The 22,561-nt window shown below is 33.5% G+C and carries 27 protein-coding genes and 2 pseudogenes; 16 read left to right on the plus strand and 13 right to left on the minus strand.

All coding sequences use genetic code 11. The annotated features are described in order from the left end of the window. Positions 1-34 precede the first annotated feature (34 nt). Positions 35-1,564 (plus strand): hypothetical protein, encoded by a 1,530-nt coding sequence (locus IPN31_09205; GenBank protein MBK8682064.1) that lies wholly within the window; start codon positions 35-37, stop codon positions 1,562-1,564. Here the strand turns inward: IPN31_09205 and IPN31_09210 are convergent. From IPN31_09210 to IPN31_09230, 5 genes and pseudogenes are all read right to left on the minus strand, one after another. Beyond that, a complete protein-coding gene (locus IPN31_09210) occupies positions 1,542-2,060 on the minus strand; it encodes a hypothetical protein (protein ID MBK8682065.1) in 519 nt (172 codons plus the stop codon). The two genes, IPN31_09205 and IPN31_09210, sit on opposite strands and share 23 nt — an antisense overlap. A gap of 58 nt (positions 2,061-2,118) precedes the next feature. Next, positions 2,119-2,768: pseudogene (locus IPN31_09215) on the minus strand (ABC transporter ATP-binding protein). Between the two features lie 1,160 nt (positions 2,769-3,928). Next, positions 3,929-5,047: pseudogene (locus IPN31_09220) on the minus strand (ImmA/IrrE family metallo-endopeptidase). Positions 5,048-5,536: 489 nt separating this feature from the next. Then, positions 5,537-6,217: a hypothetical protein gene (locus tag IPN31_09225; protein MBK8682066.1), complete on the minus strand. Its 681-nt coding sequence runs from the start codon at positions 6,215-6,217 to the stop codon at positions 5,537-5,539. A gap of 17 nt (positions 6,218-6,234) precedes the next feature. Next, on the minus strand, positions 6,235-6,609 hold the full coding sequence (locus IPN31_09230) for a hypothetical protein (GenBank protein ID MBK8682067.1): 375 nt from the start codon (positions 6,607-6,609) through the stop codon (positions 6,235-6,237). A 737-nt stretch (positions 6,610-7,346) separates the two neighbouring features. Between IPN31_09230 and IPN31_09235 the strand changes: the two genes are divergently transcribed. From IPN31_09235 to IPN31_09305, 15 genes are all read left to right on the plus strand, one after another. Continuing rightward, a complete protein-coding gene (locus IPN31_09235; protein ID MBK8682068.1) occupies positions 7,347-7,823 on the plus strand; it encodes a hypothetical protein in 477 nt (158 codons plus the stop codon). 10 nt (positions 7,824-7,833) lie between these two features. Beyond that, positions 7,834-8,742: a hypothetical protein gene (locus IPN31_09240; GenBank protein MBK8682069.1), complete on the plus strand. Its 909-nt coding sequence runs from the start codon at positions 7,834-7,836 to the stop codon at positions 8,740-8,742. Continuing rightward, the gene (locus tag IPN31_09245) at positions 8,739-8,915 is read left to right on the plus strand and encodes a hypothetical protein (protein MBK8682070.1); all 177 of its coding nucleotides are present in this window, start codon (positions 8,739-8,741) and stop codon (positions 8,913-8,915) included. The genes IPN31_09240 and IPN31_09245 overlap by 4 nt, the downstream gene beginning before the upstream one ends. 609 nt (positions 8,916-9,524) lie before the next feature. Beyond that, complete coding sequence (locus IPN31_09250) at positions 9,525-9,785, plus strand: hypothetical protein (GenBank protein MBK8682071.1); 261 nt, start codon at positions 9,525-9,527, stop codon at positions 9,783-9,785. A 331-nt stretch (positions 9,786-10,116) separates the two neighbouring features. Then, positions 10,117-10,506, plus strand: coding sequence for a hypothetical protein (locus IPN31_09255; GenBank protein MBK8682072.1), 390 nt, complete (start codon positions 10,117-10,119; stop codon positions 10,504-10,506). Positions 10,507-11,155: 649 nt separating this feature from the next. After that, on the plus strand, positions 11,156-11,419 hold the full coding sequence (locus IPN31_09260; GenBank protein ID MBK8682073.1) for a hypothetical protein: 264 nt from the start codon (positions 11,156-11,158) through the stop codon (positions 11,417-11,419). Continuing rightward, the gene (locus IPN31_09265; GenBank protein ID MBK8682074.1) at positions 11,416-11,706 is read left to right on the plus strand and encodes a hypothetical protein; all 291 of its coding nucleotides are present in this window, start codon (positions 11,416-11,418) and stop codon (positions 11,704-11,706) included. Before IPN31_09260 ends, IPN31_09265 begins: the two co-directional genes overlap by 4 nt. A 402-nt stretch (positions 11,707-12,108) precedes the next feature. Continuing rightward, positions 12,109-12,537: a hypothetical protein gene (locus IPN31_09270; protein MBK8682075.1), complete on the plus strand. Its 429-nt coding sequence runs from the start codon at positions 12,109-12,111 to the stop codon at positions 12,535-12,537. A 260-nt stretch (positions 12,538-12,797) separates the two neighbouring features. Next, a complete protein-coding gene (locus tag IPN31_09275; GenBank protein MBK8682076.1) occupies positions 12,798-13,181 on the plus strand; it encodes a hypothetical protein in 384 nt (127 codons plus the stop codon). Positions 13,182-13,214: 33 nt separating this feature from the next. After that, positions 13,215-13,787: a hypothetical protein gene (locus IPN31_09280; protein ID MBK8682077.1), complete on the plus strand. Its 573-nt coding sequence runs from the start codon at positions 13,215-13,217 to the stop codon at positions 13,785-13,787. A gap of 619 nt (positions 13,788-14,406) precedes the next feature. After that, the gene (locus IPN31_09285) at positions 14,407-15,063 is read left to right on the plus strand and encodes an RHS repeat-associated core domain-containing protein (GenBank protein MBK8682078.1); all 657 of its coding nucleotides are present in this window, start codon (positions 14,407-14,409) and stop codon (positions 15,061-15,063) included. A gap of 93 nt (positions 15,064-15,156) precedes the next feature. Beyond that, positions 15,157-15,447 (plus strand): hypothetical protein, encoded by a 291-nt coding sequence (locus IPN31_09290; GenBank protein ID MBK8682079.1) that lies wholly within the window; start codon positions 15,157-15,159, stop codon positions 15,445-15,447. Between the two features lie 671 nt (positions 15,448-16,118). Then, positions 16,119-16,511, plus strand: coding sequence for a hypothetical protein (locus tag IPN31_09295; protein ID MBK8682080.1), 393 nt, complete (start codon positions 16,119-16,121; stop codon positions 16,509-16,511). 273 nt (positions 16,512-16,784) lie between these two features. After that, positions 16,785-17,186 (plus strand): hypothetical protein, encoded by a 402-nt coding sequence (locus IPN31_09300; protein ID MBK8682081.1) that lies wholly within the window; start codon positions 16,785-16,787, stop codon positions 17,184-17,186. Positions 17,187-17,197: 11 nt separating this feature from the next. Then, positions 17,198-17,542: a hypothetical protein gene (locus IPN31_09305; GenBank protein MBK8682082.1), complete on the plus strand. Its 345-nt coding sequence runs from the start codon at positions 17,198-17,200 to the stop codon at positions 17,540-17,542. A gap of 197 nt (positions 17,543-17,739) precedes the next feature. Here the strand turns inward: IPN31_09305 and IPN31_09310 are convergent, their stop codons facing one another. From IPN31_09310 to IPN31_09345, 8 genes are all read right to left on the minus strand, one after another. After that, entirely contained in the window at positions 17,740-18,153 is a 414-nt protein-coding gene (locus tag IPN31_09310; GenBank protein ID MBK8682083.1) for a hypothetical protein, read from the minus strand. Positions 18,154-18,166: 13 nt separating this feature from the next. Next, positions 18,167-19,135 (minus strand): hypothetical protein, encoded by a 969-nt coding sequence (locus IPN31_09315; GenBank protein ID MBK8682084.1) that lies wholly within the window; start codon positions 19,133-19,135, stop codon positions 18,167-18,169. Positions 19,136-19,285: 150 nt separating this feature from the next. Further along, the gene (locus tag IPN31_09320) at positions 19,286-19,741 is read right to left on the minus strand and encodes a hypothetical protein (GenBank protein MBK8682085.1); all 456 of its coding nucleotides are present in this window, start codon (positions 19,739-19,741) and stop codon (positions 19,286-19,288) included. Between the two features lie 306 nt (positions 19,742-20,047). Continuing rightward, positions 20,048-20,356, minus strand: coding sequence for a hypothetical protein (locus IPN31_09325; protein ID MBK8682086.1), 309 nt, complete (start codon positions 20,354-20,356; stop codon positions 20,048-20,050). A gap of 44 nt (positions 20,357-20,400) precedes the next feature. Beyond that, a complete protein-coding gene (locus IPN31_09330) occupies positions 20,401-20,733 on the minus strand; it encodes a hypothetical protein (protein MBK8682087.1) in 333 nt (110 codons plus the stop codon). A gap of 240 nt (positions 20,734-20,973) precedes the next feature. Further along, positions 20,974-21,429, minus strand: coding sequence for a hypothetical protein (locus tag IPN31_09335; GenBank protein MBK8682088.1), 456 nt, complete (start codon positions 21,427-21,429; stop codon positions 20,974-20,976). Positions 21,430-21,539: 110 nt separating this feature from the next. Beyond that, entirely contained in the window at positions 21,540-22,103 is a 564-nt protein-coding gene (locus IPN31_09340) for a hypothetical protein (protein MBK8682089.1), read from the minus strand. Positions 22,104-22,182: 79 nt separating this feature from the next. Further along, a complete protein-coding gene (locus IPN31_09345; protein ID MBK8682090.1) occupies positions 22,183-22,491 on the minus strand; it encodes a hypothetical protein in 309 nt (102 codons plus the stop codon). Between the last annotated feature and the right edge of the window lie 70 nt (positions 22,492-22,561).

Below are 22,561 nucleotides of genomic sequence, written 5' to 3' on the forward strand. Positions count from 1 at the left end.
TTTTAATAGGGTTTAAATTTGAAAAAACAGTGGTATGATTCCCGGAGATAAACTTCACAAACTCATAAAATCGCTAACCCCTCCCGAGAAGCGATATTTTAAACTATTTGCTGCAAAACAGGGTGATGCAGAAGAAAAATATTATCTGCAATTATTTGATGCTGTAGATAAACTAAAGGAGTATGATGAAGAATTATTGAAAAAGAAATTAAAGGGAAGTATTCATTCCAAAAATGTAGCTTATCAAAAACATTACTTGTTTGAAATGGTAATGCAATCTTTAAAAAATTTCGAGAAAAGTAAATCACCTTTATTACAAGTATTGGATTTATTGCGTGAGGAAGAAATATTTAAGGAGCGTGGCCTGATAGATTTGCAGGAAAGAAATATTCAAAAAGCAAAACAAGTATGCTATGAACAGGAGCAATATTATATTCTGCTATGGGTATTAAAAGTAGAGCGTATTTTTTATTTACAACTAAGTGGGAAGGATCCGGAAGGTGTGTTGAATAGAGTTTTCAAAGAGGAGAAAGAGGCAATTGAAATATTAGAAATGGATATTCAAATTGTGCGAATAAGTAATATTTTACATGTACAGTATATGATAAATCCCTTATTTAATGATAAAGATGGATTTGAAAAGCTAAAAAAGATAGAAGAGGAATTAGATAACATTCCTTACGAAAGTTTGAAAACATTTACTGCTAAAAGCAATTGGTATCTCGCACAAACATTACGTTATCGGTTTTATAATAAATTGGCAGAGGATAGGCAATATCAACGTCAACGATTGAAGGTGTTTGAGGAGTATAAAAATAGGGTATCAATAACTGAATATATTAAGGCGGTAACTAATTATTTAGGTTCTTGTCATCGTTCGGGTGATTATAAAGAATTTGATGAATTCTTATTCAAATTAAATTCTATCAAAGCTGAAAATGCAAAGCAAAAAGAAAAGTTGTTTTCTGCTATTGGTTTATATAAATTGCTATATGCTTTAAATATGAATCAATTAGAAAAGATGGATACAATTACTGCAGAAATTGAAACAGGTATTGCTGAAAATAAAAGATTGATGAAAACAAGTAGAATAATTGCTATGTATTATAGCCTCAGCTTATTATGCTTTCTAAATGAAAAATTTAATGGTTGTTTAGATTATTGTTCAAGAATATTAGATATGAAATCTGATGTTCGATTTGATCTGCAAAACGGTGTTTGGTTAATTCAAATTATCTGTCATTATGAGTTGGGTAATACTATACTTCTGGAAAGTTTATTGAGAAGTGCAAACCGATTTTTGCATAAGAATAATATCCATGAAGAGTTTGATAGGATTTTAATTTCAGGTATTAGAAACTTGATGAATGCACCGGTAAATGTGAGAGATGAAATCTTAAAAAAAATATTGGAAACTATTGATTCTTTAAGAATTCAAAATCCCAATTACAAATTTGTAATTATGGAAGAAACATTAATGTGGCTAAATGCCCGTGTCAAAAATATTCCGATTGCGGAAGAAAGCAGGCATCAGACTTTACTCAGGGAGAACAGGAATAACTAAACAGAATTTGGGAACAAACCGGATCCGGTTCTGATAACTGCAACACATCATGATCGTACTTTATCACCATTACTAAATTGCTATTCACGGTTTCAATTTTGGCTTTAAAATGATGTATTGTTGAAATGTCAAAATATTTAATTATACCATGCATACAAAGCCCTCCTAACTCCTCATCTTCCCATCCAATAATTTTATAATTCTCCTGATTACTACATTTTTTTATTTTAAGTTTTGCAACGCTTGCAAGATGATTAAAATGGATGGTGCGATTAGGTTCATTGTTATTACCGGAAGTATATTCCTGCTCACTGATTTCAATAAGCGTTATAAAATTTTGTCCGGCGGAGTTATTAGTAATATAAATACTAACCGGATAGCCGCTGTTGATAGTGCCAAGTAAAATAGTATTGACACGAATTTCAATCTGAGAATTTACAACTGAAAACTTAATTTCATTAACGGAATTAAAAGCAAGGGAATTTTGATAAGGCATTTCATGGGATTTAGATTTAGCAAATAAAATTCATATTGATGCACTAACCAAATTTTTTTTACATAATTACGCCATCCTGCATGTGTAATTTACGATCTGCCATAGCGGCCAATTCTTCATTGTGTGTTACAATAATAAATGTTTGATTGAAGTCTTTTCTCAAATCAAAAAATAATTTATGTAGCTCTTTGCTATTTGCAGTATCCAGATTTCCGGAAGGTTCATCAGCCAAAATAATATCGGGATTATTAATAAGTGCTCGAGCTACCGCAGCCCGTTGTTGTTCACCACCGGATAGCTCCGCAGGTTTATGATGCAGCCTTTCTGTGAGTTGAAGATAACCGAGTAATTCCATTGCCCTGGCCTCAATTTCTTTTTCAGGAGTACCGGCAATATATCCCGGCATACATACATTTTCAAGAGCAGTAAATTCCGGAAGTAAATGATGAAATTGAAATACAAATCCTATATGTCTGTTTCGAAATTGCGCTAATTTTTTTCAGGTAATTCCTGCACCTTAATTCCATTAAATAATACCTCACCTTTATCCGCTTTATCTAATGTTCCTATAATATGTAATAGTGTGCTTTTGCCAGCACCTGAAGCTCCGGTTATACTTACTATCTCTGCTTTCTGCACTTCCAGATTAACACCTTTAAGCACTCGCAGCGGACCGTAAGATTTTTCAATATTTTTTACTGATAACATGTGGTTGTAAAAATAGGGTATTTGGTATTGGGTATTGGGTATTGGGTATTGAGTATTGGGAGATGCTATTAGCTATTGGCCTTTAGCTTTTGGCAATTTTACTTTGACTATTGACTTATAACATTGACTAAAAAGTTTCGAGTTTCGAGTTTCAGGTTAATTCAATACACTAATACAATTTTACTATTGACTTAGACCATTGACTAATCTCATTACTGAATAATTTGCTATTAGCTTTTAGCCGTTAGCTATTGGCAATTTTACTTTTACTATTGACTTAGAACATTGACTTAGAACATTGACTTAGAACATTGACTTAGAACAATGACAAAAAATTCATAACTCATTAATCATTACTGATTTTTTCAATTATCATTTATAATTCATAATTTACAATTGCTTATTGCTTATTGCTTATTGCGTATTGCTTATTTTTTCACTACTCACATTTTTTATTACCTCAGGGGTTGTTGATTTATTGATTTAATTGCGACAAGGTTTCTGCGGAAACTAAAAATTTTTTTCATACAGTCCTCCTGCCTAAACTAAAAGGTGGTGGTTGGTGCCTATCCATAAATGCAATATTGGGTGCATCGAATTCTGAAATTACATCAAGTATTCACTCAGGTTAATTTGGAAATGGTCTCTTAATAAAGTCGGAAGATTGCAATGATAAATGTTAAGAATTGTGCAAATCACCGGTAACTTTTTGAAGAGTTTGCTGTCGTTCTCACTTTTCGTTTCTTCTGTTACCAGTATTGGTTTATCTAACTCCAAAGAGTTTTTGTCTTGCTCACAAAACAGAATCAATTTAGCATCAGCTGTTTCTAAAAATTTCTTTTGCTCAATTTCAAATTCTGTTGCTGTTAGTTTGTTTCGTTGAGCTCCATAACAGAGTTCGTTTTCAAGGCGCTTGAAAAATTTTTTGTTCGGGAAGCAGCAATTCTGTTTTTATAATTTTCGGTGACTTTGCCAGGAAATTCAACTCCTTACTTACAATTCCTTTAGCCACAAATTTTGATTCTTCATAAACTTTATCTAACACAATCATTTCTCCTGAATTGAATTTTTTTCAAGGAGTGCTTTCAGTTTATCGCTTTTGTCAAATGGCAAATAATAGCGAACAAAGGAAACAAGTGATGTTGTGTCTATTACTGCTCTCATTTAAGATAATAGTCAATCCTTTCGGGTTTAATGTTTAATCTTCTGCAAAACTCTGCTTCATTAATTATTCCTTCATAAAATGCAGATTGGATTGTGCTTACATACAAAGGTGACAGGAGCGGTTTAGCTGCTGCTCCTCCTGTCTTTTTTCCTTCTTCCAATGCTTTTAATCTTTCTATTTCATATTTGTGTTGTTCTTCTGCTTCTCTTGCTTTTATACTGTCTGAAAGTTCTTTGTAGACTTTTCTGTAATTGCTCAGAGAGATTTTTTCATTGATAAGCAACCTTGTGTAAAGAGCAAACACACTTAAGTTGGTTTGCGATCCAATACCATTTAATTTGTCGTGGTGGTAATCATTGTTGCCGGTTGCAGTTGCAAGTGCAATTAAAGTTTTGTCTAATTCCCCAACAAGAAAATAATACGCAAAATCATTGCACCATCTTTCTATTTTACTCAACGATTTAAAGTCTGCTGTATCTTCATTAATGCGTTCATCAATTTCTTCTTCATTTAGCAGATAGTGTCCCAATTCGTGAATAAGTGTAAAAAATTTCACGACTGAAAGATTTTTGATTTCGCTTAAGAACAATCGTATTAGGTTTTAGATAAAACCATTGATATTCACTTTCTCTTTCTTGTTCCAGTTTTCTACAAATTCAAAAACAAGAATGTTGTGTTCGGCAAATTTTGCAATAAGTGATTTCAGGAATTCTCTTTTTCTGTTGTTAAATTCAGGGTAAAGTTTTTCTCTGATTTTTATTGCAACTTCTTTTGGTCCATCTTTTAATGTGAAAACCGGCAGCAATCTATCATGCTTTAAATCCGAAAGTTTAGAAAGCGCTGAAAGAGAAATCTTTTCCTCTTCAAAATGATTAACAATTTTCTTCGCACTCAAATTAAGGTCGGCATTGAATTTATCTTTTCTGAAAAAAATACTTTCGTCTTTTGTTTCTTTGGGATGCTTAGGGTCAATGTAATAATTCAAACCTTTGCCGAAAACTTTATCAATTTTTTTCAATAAACTGGTGTTGATTTCATTTTTAAAAACATCCTCTGCGGTAAACTTTCTCTTCAGGCCTTTGCTTAGAAGTAATAAAAATTCTTGCCTCTCCAACTTGTAGAGTTTAAGCAGGTGATTTATCCGTTCTATATTTATTCTGATGGTTGTCAAGAATTCTTCTGTGTTGTGTTTGCGAACATATTTATTTTAACTCTTGTACTGCAATTTTTGTTTGTACCTATTCGGAAAATTACGAAGTAAAGTCTAATAATGTAATTGGCGATTATGGACTCAAGATTTTTTAAGTTTCCGCAAGGGGCTTGTCGCTTATAAAAGACTTTGACTATTGACTTAGAACATTGACTCAAAAAACATTGACTGTTGACTAAGAACATTGACTAAAAAAATAAAAGTTTCGAGTATAAGATTTCGGGTTTCGAGTTAAATAAAAACTCAACGCTGATTATTGATTTTTTTTTCGATTACACGATTTCACGATTACAACGATTACACGATTACACGATTACACGATTACACGATTCGACAGTTCGACATTTTTTACTCACTACTCACTACTCACCATTCACCATTCTCCCTCCACCCTCAAGGTATCACTGCTGAAACAGCGTTTATAATCCATTGACCACCCTGACCTGTAGCATTCATCCAGCGACTGTATGTCCATATTCTACGACCACTCATGCCCGAATCGAAATTTAGCATTACAGGACTGCGGGTAGCCATTATTCTCATCGGACAATCTGCCGGACTTGCAGGTGCATCTCCATCCACTTTATAATAGAATTCGCAACTAGCCGCACCCTCGGGTTTACCACGGCGGCTGCTGCCATTGGCTTCCGGCTGCTGGCGGAAATTCAGCAACAGGGTGCTTCCATTGCCGGGCATTATTTCCACCATGGGTAGGGTAGAAGGTGCAGGTATTTTGGTGCGGGTTTTATCTCTCGGCTTTATATTCATGCTCACTCGATCAGCATTTGTTACTGCACTGTTTAGTTGTACCCATTGTTGCACAAACGGACGCAGTGCAGCCTCATATTGCTTTCGAGCCACTGTTTTTGCCATTACCTGCGCCTTACTGCGGTTGCCCCTGTCTTTAGCTACAAGCCATGCCGCAGCCCAAGCGGTTTGTAATACTTGTAAGTTACTTAGGTTGGCAGCCGGAATATTCCAGCCTAACATGTTTGTGGTGCTTGTACTTACTACAACTTCTTGAAAAATATTGAACTCAATGTCCTGCGGTGGAATTATATCATGCTTTAGCATTGTGAAATATTTAAGGGTTAAGAAATATTTGAAAGCGTATGTTTTCCGACAGCGATGATCCTGCTAATTTCTTCTACCGGCCTATAAACAGGGGGTTTAGTGACTATTTCTTCATTAAAAGCGAACAAATATTGGCTGCACTTATTTGATAAATTAGCTTCCGAAAATGTTTCAGGGAAGGTTTTTAATGTTTCCGGGAAGGTTCTAAAAGTATCCGGTAATGTTTTTAATGTTTGCGGGCATGTTTTAAATGTTTCCCGATGCATCAATAAAGTTTCCGGGAAGGTTTTAAAACTTTGCGGGAAGGTTTTTAATGTTAGCCGATACATCGAAAAAGTTTGCGGGAAGGTTTTTAAAGTTTGCGGGTATATCGAAAAAGATATTTGATGCATAGCCTATTCTTATCTATTGCTCTTTATAATTCTTTGGAAGTAAGTTATTGTTTCCTAAAGTTAAGTGCAACAGCAAATACCAATCAGGAACATTTTTAGGGATATGTGATGAGGTAAAATTGAGGTGGGGGAGGATTCTTTTCATTTCAGTAAGGGGCATAAATACCGCAGGGGGGTGTTTATTCATTTTATAACAGGCGACAAGCCCAATTCGGAAAAAAAGATGGGTCAAAAATTCGTAAAGGAACAATTGATCAATATAAGATTGTATTAGGAGAAATAATCAGATTTCAAGAAAAGGAAGGGATTCGTTTACGAATTTTTAGTTTAATCCGAAGTAGTAAAAGGGTATTGAAGTCCGAGCGATTGTATTGGAATCGTTTCTATAAAAATATTCAGCTCACCTTTATTCGTTAGGTTGTTTTGATAATTATGTCGGACTTCATTTTAAAATCATTAAAACATTTTTTAATTATCTAAATACTGAAAAATTAATTTTTACAGGAAATTTCCAAAAAATTTTTATGTTCGAAAAAAGAGTGTCCCCATAATTGTAATTTCTCCTAAGCAATTACAATTTCTTATTCACGATGTTGAATTTGAAACTTCGCTTCCTTTGTATTTGCAATATACCAAAGACACTTTTGTGTTTGGTTGTACCGTAGGTTTAAGATTTTCTGATTTAATGTCGCTCACCAAAACAAATGTTGAATGCACTTCACTTTCTTACTATTTGAATGTCCGATCTGGTAAAACTTCTTGTAGATACACGTATAAAATTACCAGAATATGCGGTGGCAATTTTAATGAAGTACAGAGGTAGAAAACAACTATTACCTCAAGTTAGCAACAACACGCTAAATGAGAATATAAAGGAACTATGTTTAAAGGCAGGTTGGTGCCAAGAAGTTGGCAAGAAAAGGGAAAAGCATGGAATCACAAAGAATCTATACAAAAATGGAAAGGCTTATCGCTTCTGCGATCTTGTTTCCTCACATACCATGAGACGAACTGCGGTAACAACTCTTTTAAGCTTAGGAATGCCAGAAACAATGGTGAGAAAAATATCTGGACATGCGGCAAACAGTCCAGAGTTTTACCGCTATGTTAATTATGCGCAACAATTTATTGATGCTGAGCTAGACCGCATTTATCAAGAAATTTTACCTTCTAAAAATACCTCTAAAATTGCTAAAACGACACTTTTTAGTTAATTTTATTTTCTTGGAAGAATTAGGATACATAACGTTTTTGGGTGTTTTACCTCACTATCCCTTTGGGATGTTAACGCCGGGCAGAAATTGGAGCTCTGGAAGTGAGTATAGGTTTGGGTTTAACAGCAAAGAGAGCGATTCTGAAACCTACGGGGATGGTAATATTTATGACTATGGGTTTAGGATTTATAATCCACGATTAGGAAAGTTTTTGAGTGTTGATCCATTAATTAAAACTTATCCAATGTTGACACCATATCAGTTTGCAAGCAATACACCAATAGCAGCAATTGATTTAGATGGACTAGAATCAGAAATTAAAATAATTAAAAATACATATTTTATTGAGCTAAAAAATGTTGATTTTTCATTTGTAATAAGAAACTCCGATCAATATTTCACTCAAGCTGCTGGAAACAGATCGAACTACGAAGATTTTGGTATTAATACACAATTATTTGACAAAAATGTTAATGATTTAAAATACTATACCGCATCAACTCCACAGCCATCAAACGATTACACACCACAGGGTTTTAATGTTGTAGATGGAGTTAATATAAAAGGACGTAGTTCTAATAATACATTTTATTTTTCAGAATCTAATTCGTGCGGGTGGTCCTGTGGATCAGGAGACGTTCCAAAGGATAGCCGTTTTGGTTTTGGTGGAGGAATACCATTGATAGTGAATGGACTCAAATATGGTGAAACAAATTTATATAGTAAAGATGCTCCTGATAATTTGCCGGTAACCGGATCTACAGGGCATAATAATGAAAAATATCTTGTTCAAAGAAGTAACAATGGATTTAAGTCTCAAAATGCTAAAGATTTAACCACAGGTAAAACCATTTTAGGATTTCACTCTCAAACTGATAAATGGATGATTGTGTCTCAACAAGATGGAAAACAGGTATGAGTTATTCTCAAATTCGAGATTATTATTATAAATTAGGATATGATAACGTTTTAGGATTTGATGGATCAAGTTCATCAACTTTAACTCAAGATGGAAATACATTGGTAAAACCAAAATCATATAAAAATTCTTCTATACCCACCGGACTTAATTTATCCGTTCCATATAAATAAATTTTATGAGGAAATTGTTGCTTTATTTTCTATGGTTTTTGTTATTTGTAATTACAATAACAAGTTGCAGTGAATTCCGAATAATTTCATATACACCTGATAGTAATACCGATTTGATTAGGATTAATCAAATAAATTTTCTTTCTTCCTACTTATCATTAGCGTTAATACTAATTTTAATAATCTTCAATTTTAAAAAATATATTAGACTTACTTTTGGAATACTTTTACTTTGCATTTGGCTATATAGTGGAAGGACTATTGCCTTGAAAATATGGCCTGAAAATGAAGCATATGTAAGTAGTGGTTTTATATAATTGAAGTAAATCACAAACAACTGTGCAAGGGTTTTAATTGTGAAATTATTATAAATGAGAATACTAAAGCTACAATTAATAAACCTTGGAATTTAAATGTAGAGAATGACTATTGCAATAAATCATACTTTATAGGGCCTCTAACATGGAAAAGTTCCAAATTAGTTGTAGAAGATTTATTGAAATAAATTATAGCTGTTTTAAGCTTGAGTACATTTTACTCCTAAAAATTTTTAACTCATTATCCAAAATTTTTCAATAAATATTTACAAGGAAAACCTTACTTTATAATATGAACCAATCCATTTCCGCAAAATCACCTCATTATCCCTTCGGGATGTTAACGCCGGGCAGAAATTGGAGTGCTGGAAGTGAGTACAGGTTTGGGTTTGGTGGGCAGGAGCAAGTTGATGAAGTGTATGGAAATGGAAATAGTTATACTGCTGAATTTTGGCAATATGATCCACGGTTAGGAAGGAGATGGAATGTAGATCCAATTTTTAAATCTTATGAATCACCTTATGCTACCTTAGGCAATAATCCTATTTTTTAATTGATCCCTTAGGAGCAGATACACTAAAAGCACCCACAGGGGAAAATTTAATGCAGGTGAAGGATATAAATCTACTAGTGATGGTAATATATTATTTGGTGAAGGTCTACAATCAAAGAAATTTGATATTAATTATGATGGACCTATTCAATTAGAAGGCGGGGGCGGATATGTTGACTATGATGGCGAACTTCCAGAAGAAGCAACACTTCTTATGGGCTCTGTATATAAGGAAAATAGATCTTTTACTCAAAATCCTAATGGTGGTTCCTAATATCTAATACGAATATTATGCTTGGTATAGCTCAAAATCTTTATTTTAATAAACAGTTTGATACATGGATGGGTAAAGATTTTAAAGATACGATCACAAGAATGGGGTGGTAATGGAGCTACCGGCGGTAAATATAAGTTTGCGAAAACTACAAGCGATTATTTAAAATGGGGAGGTAGGGCGTTAGCAGTTACTAATGCAGTTCAAATTGAACTTGAAAGAGAATCAGGTCATATTAGCAACTATACAGCAACTATGGAACAAGCATCTAATGTCATAGGAACTGCGGCGCCTGGAATTTATGGGCTTAGTTGGTCAATAGGGTGGGAAGCGGGTAGAGGAATTGCACAAACAGAAGGTTGGTTAGATTTTAAATATCAGTTACAAAAAAATGTATTCGGATGGGATGTCCAAAGATCAGAAATGTGCACAGCTTGTCCTAAATAAATAAAAAGGTATTACCGTATGTTTGATGTTATTTATTATAATTATTATTTATTTTATCAAAGATTTAAGGTCGAAACACAACCCGAGTTAACTGCTACCTTTATTTTAAGTATATCTCAAGCTTTTTTTTTAAATGGGTTACTTGCGATAATATTTTCATATTTATATTGCCGTCAATTAGAGATGTGGATTAGAATCGGTTTAATTGGATTAATTTTTCTAATTAATTATCTTATTTACCATAAGAACTCACGTGCAAAATTGGTAATTGATACAAAGCCCACATTCTTAAAGAATAAAAATCTATCAAAAGTCCTTTCTTTAATGTTTTTATAATCACTTTCTCTACAATTTTCTGGTCTCCTGAAGTTATTAAAAATATTCTAGAAAATCATTGCAAATAATGGATAAAAAATTAATTTAATATTCATTTTACTTGAATTCAATTTCTCAAATCCCCGTCAGCTTAGCCGCTTTAATCCGCTCATTAATTGTAAATAATACGCTCCTATGCTTGTTTATTTAATTTTTGAATATCAAATATTCGATTTATTTATCAAAGTTTAAACTACAAATGAATTAAATTCAAACCGTAACTTTATAATATGAATCCATCCATTGCTTCTCCCTCTCTCTCTATCCCTTTGGGATGTTAACGCCGGGCAGAAATTGGAGTGGAAGTGATGGTGGGTATAGGTTTCGGTTTAATGGACAGGAGAGTGACGACGAAATAAAGGGCAGTAACAATTGCCTAGATTTCGGTGCACGCATATATGACTCAAGATTATGTCGATTTCTATCTATTGATCCCAGATTCTCGGACTATTCATGGCAGACTCCTTATGCATACTATTCTAATAATCCAATTAAAAATGTTGATGTAAAAGGGGAAGGTGGCCCAGTAATGAAATGAGTACTCCAGACGGTGGGACTATAACATTACCTGATGGAGCTACAGGATATACTTTGGGCACTGAACAGGATTGTATAGATGTTTGTTTCGCAGATGGGACAATATTTGGTGTAAATGTTACTTCTGGAAGTTTGAAATCATTTGAGATAGATGGATCGTTTTATGATGCAAGATGGGATAAAAGTGGAAATTTTACAGGTTATGCAGAACAACCTTCTTGGGGAGAAAACAACTTTACCGTCGCAAAATTACTTATGATCATTCAACAATTACCAATTCCAATTTAGTTTGGTCACCTAATGACGGATCAACATCATTAGAAGCTGGCGCAACGGTAGCTACATTTGGAGGAGACTTACCACCTTCAGTTATAGCAGGGATAGTAACTTCTGGAGTAGTTTATACTCTGTCATCCATAGCAATTGCGTCAGATATTCATCACCTCGACATGCAGAGACCCTCTATGGATTTTGGAGGAATTTTTCAATCAAATAAAACCGAAAAAACATTAAACGATTTGATACCAGGGGTATTAAAGCATCTCCTAGTTGGCATGATCCATATGGTGAACTAACTCCTCCTGAGATTGAAAATTTAGCTAAACAAGGTGACAAGAAGGCCAAAAATATGCAGAAACTTCTGCGTAATCAAGAAAGATTGTCGGAAAAAAATAAAAATAAGAGAAGGAAATGAAAATAAAAGAAGTCATACTAACTCAGATCGAGCTAATCAATAATTTCATTTTAGAGTTAGATCGAATTAGTATAGAAATGGGAAAAGAGAATGTCAATGAAGATTATATTTTGGACTTATACTTGAATCTCTTAAAAAAGTATCCAGGAAACCCGGTTATATTAAAAAAGTTTGCTGAATTCTTGCAGCTAATTTCTTCAAAGTCTTTATATACACAATATAAATTAGATGACGTATCAAATTTATATGAAAACCTAACAAGGTTGAATCCTTCTGATATTGATCAGGAACTTGAACATTATTATTTCATGTATAATGTTATGGATGAAGTATCAAAAGCGAAAAGTATTTTAATGAAAATTAAAAATCAAATGAAACAAATTTCTGATGCTGAAAATTGGCCAGACGCAGTTTCGGATAGTTGATATTATGGATTATTTGATTGCTGCTGAAAATTTAAGTAAATGTAGTTCGCCATTCAATTACAATTAAGTCAATCAAATTTATTTACTAAAAAAATTCTGTTGCCAGAGGTTCCGCTCCCGACTTCTATGACAAAGCCAAATCATTATTTAAGATTATTTTTTATTTAATGTGTTTCTTCACCATTTTAAAAAATGATATGTAAAAATTTGAATAAATAAATTTAATTTTTAATCACTATAGAAATTCCTATTTTTATAAATTGAATTCTGCAAGTGAAATAAAATATTTAGTGATAAATAATCCATATCCCTTCGGGATGTTAACGCCAGGCAGAAATTGGAGTGCGGGAAGTGAGTACAGGTTTGGGTTTAACGGACAAGAACAGGTAGATGAAGTGTATGGAAACGGGAATTTAAATACTGCAATGTTTTGGGAATATGATACAAGATTGGGAAGGAGGTGGAATGTTGATCCAGTAGTTGTACATTGGGAAAGCAGCTATGTTACCTTCTCAGGAAGCCCAATAACGAAAACAGACATCAACGGAGATAATGCAGATTGGGTTGAAAAGAAAGACGGAAGTATTGCATGGGATGATAATGCTAACAGCCAATCTTCAACAAAAGAAGGGAAACCTATTTAGGTAAGAATTTAACTTTTACTTTCAATAGCACTATTGACGCAGGGCTTTGGGACGGACCAGGTGGAAGTAGCCCGGCGGGGAGATAAATTAACTTCAACACTTTCACTATCTGCATCAGAAAACTCAAAAGGACAATTAACAGGTTTGAATGCAACATCTTCTGTAAAAATTGGCGATACTCCATTTGGAACCGCAAGAGATTATTTTCCGGGCTTAGGGAGTAATCAAAATAAGTTTACTTTTAGTCAATCATCAAATGCTGATGGAACTTTAGGCGGATTCAGTTTAAATTTTGAGCAACATGCAAGTGTTTCCCCTATAGAGCAGTTGGGCCTAAAAGTAATGGGATATGATATTGTAAATGTAGCTCAAGGTATTTCTTTGAATTATTCTAGCAGTAAACTTTCAATTTCAGCAGCGACAGACGTTTTTCCTTCAGCATCTTTAGCGGTTAATGGTATACAACTTTTTCAGTATGACCAACCTTCATTTAAAGCAACTCATGGTAGAAATAGCAGTTTTATTGATAACGGCATGGGAGGAGTTGAATTAGAAACCACCCCAAGAAGACCTGCACCATCACTTATTAAACGGTACTCAAAATAGGGAAAATGCTAAAAAGTTCAGTAGTAAATATATTGTTGTTTTGGTTCATTAAATACGTCATTTTTTACCTCTTTATGATGTTTAATAATAGTAATTACGCTTTATTAAAAGTGAACGAGATTAAGACTGGAGAAGACTTGTTTTATTACTTGTGGTTGTTCTTGTTTTTGCCTATTGTTTCTATTGTAGTTTTTACTGCTCCAACATATTACTTATTTAAAGTTAAGGGTATTATATACGTCATTTTAATTGCATGCTTAGTAATTGTCATAGAATATTTTATGTACACTTTGCTTGCCTCACAGGCTAATTGGATTAACGGAATTTACAATGGTATTATTACTGTTATTATTTTTCTATTATTCTTTTACAAGCCAATGAAACTTCGTATTGAACATGGACGGTAAGAAGGATTTACAGCTGTCTTGTCCAATTTAGTGCAACAAATTTAAATCTTGCAAAGATTTTAAAATTTGATCACTGCTACAATAGGGTTTTAAATATTTATAATGATAAATAAAACTGTTTTAACGTTGAGTACATTTTACTTCAACTTGTGGTCAATTCAATCGTTAAATTAAACTCTCAATTCTTCCAAATGTATCATTACATTTATAAGATGAAACCATTTAATTTTCTACCTCCAGACCCCTATCCCTTCGGGATGTTAACGCCGGGGAGAAATTGGAGCAGCGGAAGTGAATACAGGTTTGGGTTTAACGGCAAAGAGAGCGATTCAGAAACGTATGGTGAAGGAAATATTTATGATTATGGTTTTAGGATTTATAATCCACGTTTAGGAAAGTTTTTGAGTGTTGATCCTCTGGATAGAGTCTATGTATGGCTATCACCTTATGCATTTGCTGACAATAGCCCAATAGCTTATACTGACTTAGATGGTCTTGAACGATATTATTCTGCCAAAGGAATTTATGCTGGGCCAATTGGAAATTCTACCGAATTAAGAGTGCTTTCTGACGAAGGAATGAACGAATTTAAAAACTATCAAAATGGCATTTGTGACCCTAATTACTTGTTTGATTATGAGAGTTATTCGTATCATTCAGCAGATCAAGAGGTACAAACCTCTATTTCGAAAACAATTTATCAAGATTTAGGTAAAGGAGCTATTGCTAAAAAAATATTCAAGCCGATAAATTTTCCAAAAAATCCACCAGTAATGGAAACAGATCGAAATGACAAATCAGGAACAATTACTGTTTACTCTCAGAAACAATTTGCCGGAGAATATTTAAATGACAATTATTATAACTAACTCGCCACTTTTAACCATGAAAACCAACATGTAGCCAACATTCAATCGAGTAAAAGCCCTGGAATCGATGGATTCACCCATTTTGATATAGGTATGAATATGGTTAAAAATAGTGGAGTTTTTGGCCAAACTACTCAAGGTTTTCAGACTTATACATTTAATAGAAATCTACATGGATACCTACAGGAGCAAAGTAATTATTTGTCTCAACGATTATTTAATAGTGATGACCCACTAAAAGAATATAAAAATTCTGAGTATCAGTATTATTATAAAAAATATATTAATAATGTGGATGAATTTAATAAAAACTCAAGCGGAATTAAAATAAAAGCCCATGATAAGCTAATATTAGCAAATCAAATTATAGAAGATAGAAAATGAAGATATTTTATACCTTTCTTATAATAATTTTTTTAGGGTGCACCCAATATTCTAGAATTATTCCAGAAATTACCAACTTAGAAATTATAAAGATTGATCGGAATAAGTATGATTGTATGGAATGTTTAATTAAAATTAATTTACAAGTTTATAACGGCACAAGTATGGACTTGCTCTATTGTAAAATGCCTTTATCGAATATTTGTACTAGAACTCCAAAAGTGATGATTTTACGCTTGTTTTGGATACTGCCAAAATACCTCCCTTCGCTTGGGATTTTCACTTTAAGGATGCAAGGGAATTGCCACTTTTTTATTATGACTTAGTTGATACTTGTAGGGTTTGTAATGATAGTATAAATATATTTTGGAAGTCCTCTTCTAAAAATAATATTGATTTATATTTAAGTACACTAGCATTTTGCTCTGATACAAATGTTATGAGGAATTTTATCAATATTTGGCGGATTCTGATTTTTATATAAGATTTAATAATCCTATAGATAATAAAATAATATATGCAAGGAAATCAGACAATTTTTTATATAATATTATTCAAGCACAATAGGAATTGTCGGGAATATATAGAAGCACATTTCAGAATGTTTCAAAAAGCAATTAAAAATTAACAATAATCTCAATACAAATATTGTATTTCATTAATTCAATTCAGTGAAAATACTATTAAATATCAAAGCCTCACATCACTATCCCTTCGGGATGTTAACGCCGGGAAGAAATTGGAGTGCGGGAAATGAATACAGGTTTGGGTTTTCCGGAATGGAGCAGGATAATGAATTACATGGAAATGGAAACAGCTATGATTTTAATTTTAGAATTTATGATTCAAGAGTAGGTAGATTTTTATCTACTGACCCTTTAGAAAAAGAATTCGCATGGAATAGCACCTATGCTTATGCAATGAATAGAGTAATTGATGGTGTTGATTTAGAAGGTTCTGAATATGTAGATGGTGATGAATCAAGAGTTTCAATCGTTGATGGGATTATCAAACTCAAGCTTGAAAACATGACGGGCCCTATAGAAATGTGGTATATCAAATGAGGCACATGGAAATGATCCAGGAGTAATTTTAGAAGTGCTTGACGTAACAATTACAGATGCTACAAATGCTTATAATCAACCATCAATTGTCTATCATACAAAAACAGAACAAATAGATAGGCAAGGGAATAAAAAAATTCTATTGATAACACCCAGTCTAAAACGTCAGCTGTTACTTATATAATCACTTCTAACAAAGCGCTCAGTCGAGCAAATGCAGCAATTGCAGTTTTAGGCTATGCAGAAGACTATCTTAATGGAAAAGCGCAGGCTATGATAGATGAGGATAATAATCTAATAAATCAGCATACAAAATTTGCTCATCAGGCTTTAAATGCTGTTAATAAAGCCTCAGGTGATGGAGGTTATATAGAAAACAACTTTATGTCTGGCAAAGAAACAGGTACTCATTTGAGCAATATAGCTAATTTTATTTTAAGTGGAACTGTTGGATATAGTGATGAATCAATAGCACAAGATGCAGGTTTTTCAAATGTAAGTGATTATAATAAAGCAATTAAAGACACTGCCATTCCAATTATGAAAAACATATCTAATAATTACAAAGAGTTTGGTACATATAAAACGGAATTTACTGGTGGCGGAGGTCTTGATGGCTTTAAGGGAAATGAGGTGCCAGTGTTCCAATCATTAAAAACAGAAGATAATAAATAATTAATTTCTACGTGAAATATAATATTCTTTTATTGCTATTAGGTGCATTTAGTATTTTATCTTGCAATGAATGCACAGATTCTTTTGCTTATGAATTCATTCAGGATGATATGAAAGCGGGAATTTTAAATCCTCAAACCGTTATTTTTTTACCATTGGATAGTGTCGTAATAATCAAAGAAAATAAAGATATTTCAATTTCCTCAAGATATGTTCAAGTATCAAAATGGGCAATTGACTCAACAGATTTCATTTACAAAGTGAAATGCTTAGGGCGTGGTGAATGGGAAATATTAGAAAAAGAAACTACAAGCCGGTTTTATAAAATAAAAGGGACACAATATCAAATACAATAGATGATTTTTTTCGGATTCAGAATAACAATAGTCTTTATAAATTTAAAGAGTAATTAGAAAATTAAAAGTATATGTTTATTCAAAGTAAAATAACACAAGGTTAAAACGGTTTTGTTTATATTTTTATTTGTATTAATTTTGTTTGAACCCAGCTGGAACAAAGACCCTCTAGGGCTTTGTTATTTCTGATTTTGTTTTTATTTTCTCTTAAACTCATATCGCTCTCCTCCTTCTTCTCCCTTCCATAAAAAAAGATTGCGCCAAGGTGGTTTATTTTCCAGAAAATTACTTCCAGAGATTAATAATGAGTGACCGTATCTATAATGTCGATTGGAAGTTTCAGTAAAATCTAAATCAACTTTCCAAGGAATTTGGTCCCATGATTTTCGCTCTTTTTCAATTGTCCATTTTCCATTACCCCCAAACTTTTCCCCTTCATACTCATCATGAAAAAATAATTCAGCAGGTATTGATGTGGCTGTAAATGTTCCGTCGTCTTTAAGAATTAACTGAGCACCATCAGCGTTAAACCATATTCCTGTTATTTCATTCTTTGCAGGAACCGAACCCCACAGCCAATAAACAGAAACGGGAATAAGATTATCAGACATGTCACTGGTTGTTTCATTTCATATTGATTGTTTCTGTCCATTTAAAATCCTGATAAGTTTCTGACATAGGACCTACTTGCAAATAATTATTTAATGGAGTGCCGATGTATTTGCTCCACCACTGTGTATAACCAATAAGAGGCGGATGTGTTGCTGAACTTATAGATGACCGGTTTGAAACCATGAACTCTACTGTTGCCACTTTCTTCTCAACATCAACCGCTGTTACTTTATATGTCAAAGAGAAAGAACCCAAATAAGTTACTGCAAGATTTCCTGTTTGTCCTGCTGTAGCCAGTGTTGAATAATCTCTCATATACTTGGGAACACCTTCAAGTCCTCCTAAGTTATAGTCATTGTTATCTTCCAATTTACCTCCTGTAGCAATACGATTTGCTATCAATTTTCTTGTTTCCTCAATATGCTCATGTGTTTTAAGTAATTCAGTGAAAGGGTCACCATTAAAAAAGTGATGCTCTAATGGTCCCTGTCCAGTTAGCCACTCTTGACCCACTTGAAACGGAGTAGCATTATCATAAGCTTTTCTATTTACACCATCATGCCATTCAGCTCCCGGACCTTCTTTGGGTATTGTATTAAAGCCCCATTCTTTTGCTACTTGATAAACATCCGGAGTTTCTGCTAAGTCATGATTTCTTGAATATCTCCGTGCTGCTCTCTCTGCTCTTTTTTCTGACCCATAAAGACCGAAGGGGTCATTATAAAGTATTGGATTATTATTAAAAGTGGAGTAACTGGATTGCCATGAGAAAGGAACAGGGTCAAGATTCCACCTTCTGCCCAATCGTGGATCATACTGCCAAAATTCCGCAGTATAACTATTTCCATTTCCATACACTTTATCTACCTGTTCCTGTCCGCCAAACCCAAACCTATACTCACTTCCAGAGCTCCACTGCCGTCCAGGCATTAACATCCCAAAGGGATAGTGAGGTGAGAGTGATGAATTGTACTTATTCATGTTATAAATGTAAACTTTACTTTCTAATCAATAAGAGTAAAATTTTTTTATAATAAGAGACCAAAATGACCTGTTCAATTTTATACATAGCAAAGTGCTCCCCAAACAATTTTAATAGTTTTTCAAAAATTACATGAAAAAATAAATTTATTACTTTGTTTGAATATTAATAGAATTTTCTTCAAATAAGCGTAATAAATATTCTCCTAAGTCATAACTACTATAATTACCTTTTACTCCTCCTGTATTGCATCCGGTATGTTGTAAAATTCTCGCATAATGACTCAATCCAATATAAATTATAAAACACTCCTCTTTCCCATTACAATAATTGAAAATACGAATGCTGGCAATTTTAGATTTTTCGTCCCTAATACCTGAATCAGAGTTCTCAAATATTTTTTTAAACTCACTTAAGTGAATTTTGTCAAAAATTTTTAATGTGTCGCTAGAATAAGAGAAGTCAACTTGAAATGTATGATTCACCATAACAATTAAAGAATCTGTTTGTAAGCAATTAAATTTTAATTGAGAATCGTTTCTATTTGGTAAGCAAGAAAAGAATAACCAAATAAATACAATCATATAAAATAATAGCCTAATCATTTGTCGATCTTTGTTTCTATTTCGCCAAGATATGTTGAATAGATTCCAGTTCTCATGAGGGAAACCCCGGGAGGATCTGCTTTTACAAGGACAGATTTCCCAGTCATTGTGGGTTTCAATGAACCTCGGAGTTTTGATTCAAATAAAACAGGATCATTACAAGTACCCCAAAAACATTCAGGATTAGAAGTACCATAGGAGGTTACATTTGAACCTGCAGCAATTCCATAAGACCATGAAGTTTGAAATGACCAACCTTTGAATAGGTCTCTATCTAAGGAATAATATTTTGAAACATTATCATCCCTAGCGGGATTGTAATTTACTTCTCCCTTTCATAAATGAAATGTCCGGCGTGCCTGCTCCTAGCCCAATGCCTGCGGAGAAATATGCGAAAGTTTTTCCTTTATCATCACCCTTATTTATATTTACTATATCTATTTCCATTTGACCACTAACAACCAAACCCATCGAACCTGAAATGGATGCCATTTTTGCATCCGCATTGTAAGGTTTATTGACATCACCAAAAATGGACGTTATTTCAGGATCATTTAGAGTAATTGGGTTGATAGATTTAAGATCTATTTGTTGTTGAAGTTCCTTTGGTAGCATATTATAGTTGATAATAAAGGATTGATCTAAAGCCGTCCCAATTTTCAAAATGGATAGCTCTTAGCTCCTTTTTGCAAGTAAAATGTAATTGTGTCCCCGCCAGGATCTGTTATGTAAATCGGGCAGTTATTAAATGCAGAATATGGACTTAAAGCAGGATATTTTGATTGAGCCGGATCCACACTCATCCACCTCCCCAACCTTGCATCATATATCCTCGCTCCAAAGTCATAAGAATTTCCTTCTCCATACATTTCTGAATCGCTTTCTTTGCTGTTAAACCCAAACCTATATTCACTTCCAGCGCTCCAATTTCTACCTGGCATTAACATCCCGAAGGGATAATGATGCTGAGGTGATAAAGTGGTTAGGTTCATCTTATAAATTTAAAGATAGAATTGGAATTATTAAATTGAGGATTATGGCAAATGAATTTATAATAATTAGTAATGAAAATTACGCAGGGTTAAAACAGTAATATTTATTTTTTATTGAGTTTAGAATCCGGATGATATTAAAAAAGAAAAACAGACTTTCTTTATTATGCTTGATGCTTTCATCTGTAAGAAAAATTAAATGTTTCGCTGGGGCATGTGTTGCAGAGTGTGGAATAAAGCTTACTGCCTAATAAATAAATTGTTCCTCTCTATATTGAACAGAATACTTTCTATTCTATATACCCACTCAACCACATGATATTCTTCCTCCACATCCTCATAAAAAATATCAGGTAATTCCGTTTCATACAAACTTGAACCCGATAACACTTTAATTTTTAAATAGTGATTATGTAGCAGTTCAGCTTGGATTGTTGTCTCCTCTTCATTAATTAAATTCTCATTTGTAAAATAATATTTGAATATATCTCCTGTCACGTCCACAGACTTATAAATGCCTGACGCATCAAACTTTTTTAGTTGAGTTTTTCCTTCATTTACCCAAAAAATATATGCAGCTTCAGAGATATTCCCGATGCAACCATAACAGCCCTTTATATAATATAGAATAGTATCAACGTCGTATCTTGAAAGAGAATCAACCGTCCTACTCAATTCCTCACTAGGACTAATCACCTGCCTGCTGTTAATTTTTACCTGCTTAGCTGCATTGCAGTTAAAACTTGTATAACTTAAAAAATAATTATCATTATTAAGTATCGCTTCATAAAATTTATTTTATATAATTACAGACCGTAAACAGTGTGTTTTTCGGCTTTACCGCCAAGATATTTTGGATCGCCTATTTGAACATCTAAGCCTGCTTTCTTGGCTCGCTTTACTTCCTTTTTTGTTTCATAAGTTCCGATCTGATAAACCTGCCGAGCAACGGTTTCGAAGGCCTCCACTATATCAGCATGCTTAACACTTATAATTTGAGGCTGTGTAAAACGGTAATAAGCATGACCACCAATTTCATGCAAAGTATTCAAACCTCGTAAATAGGATGGCGCTGCTACAAGGCCATTTATATATCTCTCGCTATAGATATTAAAACTGTTGTAATTAGGATTTTCAACGACTCCTACAGTTTTGGGATTTCTAGCTACCCACGTTTTTTCTCCTGTTTTTAATGTCGCTCCGTTCAAGGATGATTCTCCTAGGCTCATATTATTTAGTTCAGCTATTGGCTCATTAAAATCTACAACCATAAGTTCATTCACTTTCTCGCTATTTACGACACCGCCCAAATGATCGATAACAAAGAGTTGATCCTCATTATATTTTGTTCTGTCAAAATTATTATCCATAGTTACTTTTCCTTTTTCTTCATTGTAACCAAATGGATTATTTGCGCCTAAAGAAGCTGTTAACCCCTCCTGTAAGATTTTATTTCCCTTCCTGGCTGGTTTTCACGGTATCTCCTAAAATATCAGTAAAGAAGATCGGATTATTGCTGAATGTTGAATATGAACTCCATGAAGGATTAGGTTTCGGGTCAATATTCCACCTTCTTCCTAACCGTGGATCATACTGCCAAAACTCCGCAGTATAGCTATTACCATTTCCAGACACCTCATGTACTTCCTCTTGACCTCCAAACCCAAACCTGTACTCACTTCCCGCATTCCAATTTCTGCCCGGCGTTAACATCCCGAAGGGATAATGATTTGAAGGAAATGAATATGATAGTTTCATTAACTAAATATACTGTTTATGAAGAATATAAATAAATTCAATATCGCATGGTTTTACATTTTTATTATTT

The sequence above is a fragment of the Bacteroidota bacterium genome (assembly GCA_016715425.1).
Classification (GTDB): domain Bacteria; phylum Bacteroidota; class Bacteroidia; order Chitinophagales; family BACL12; genus JADKAC01.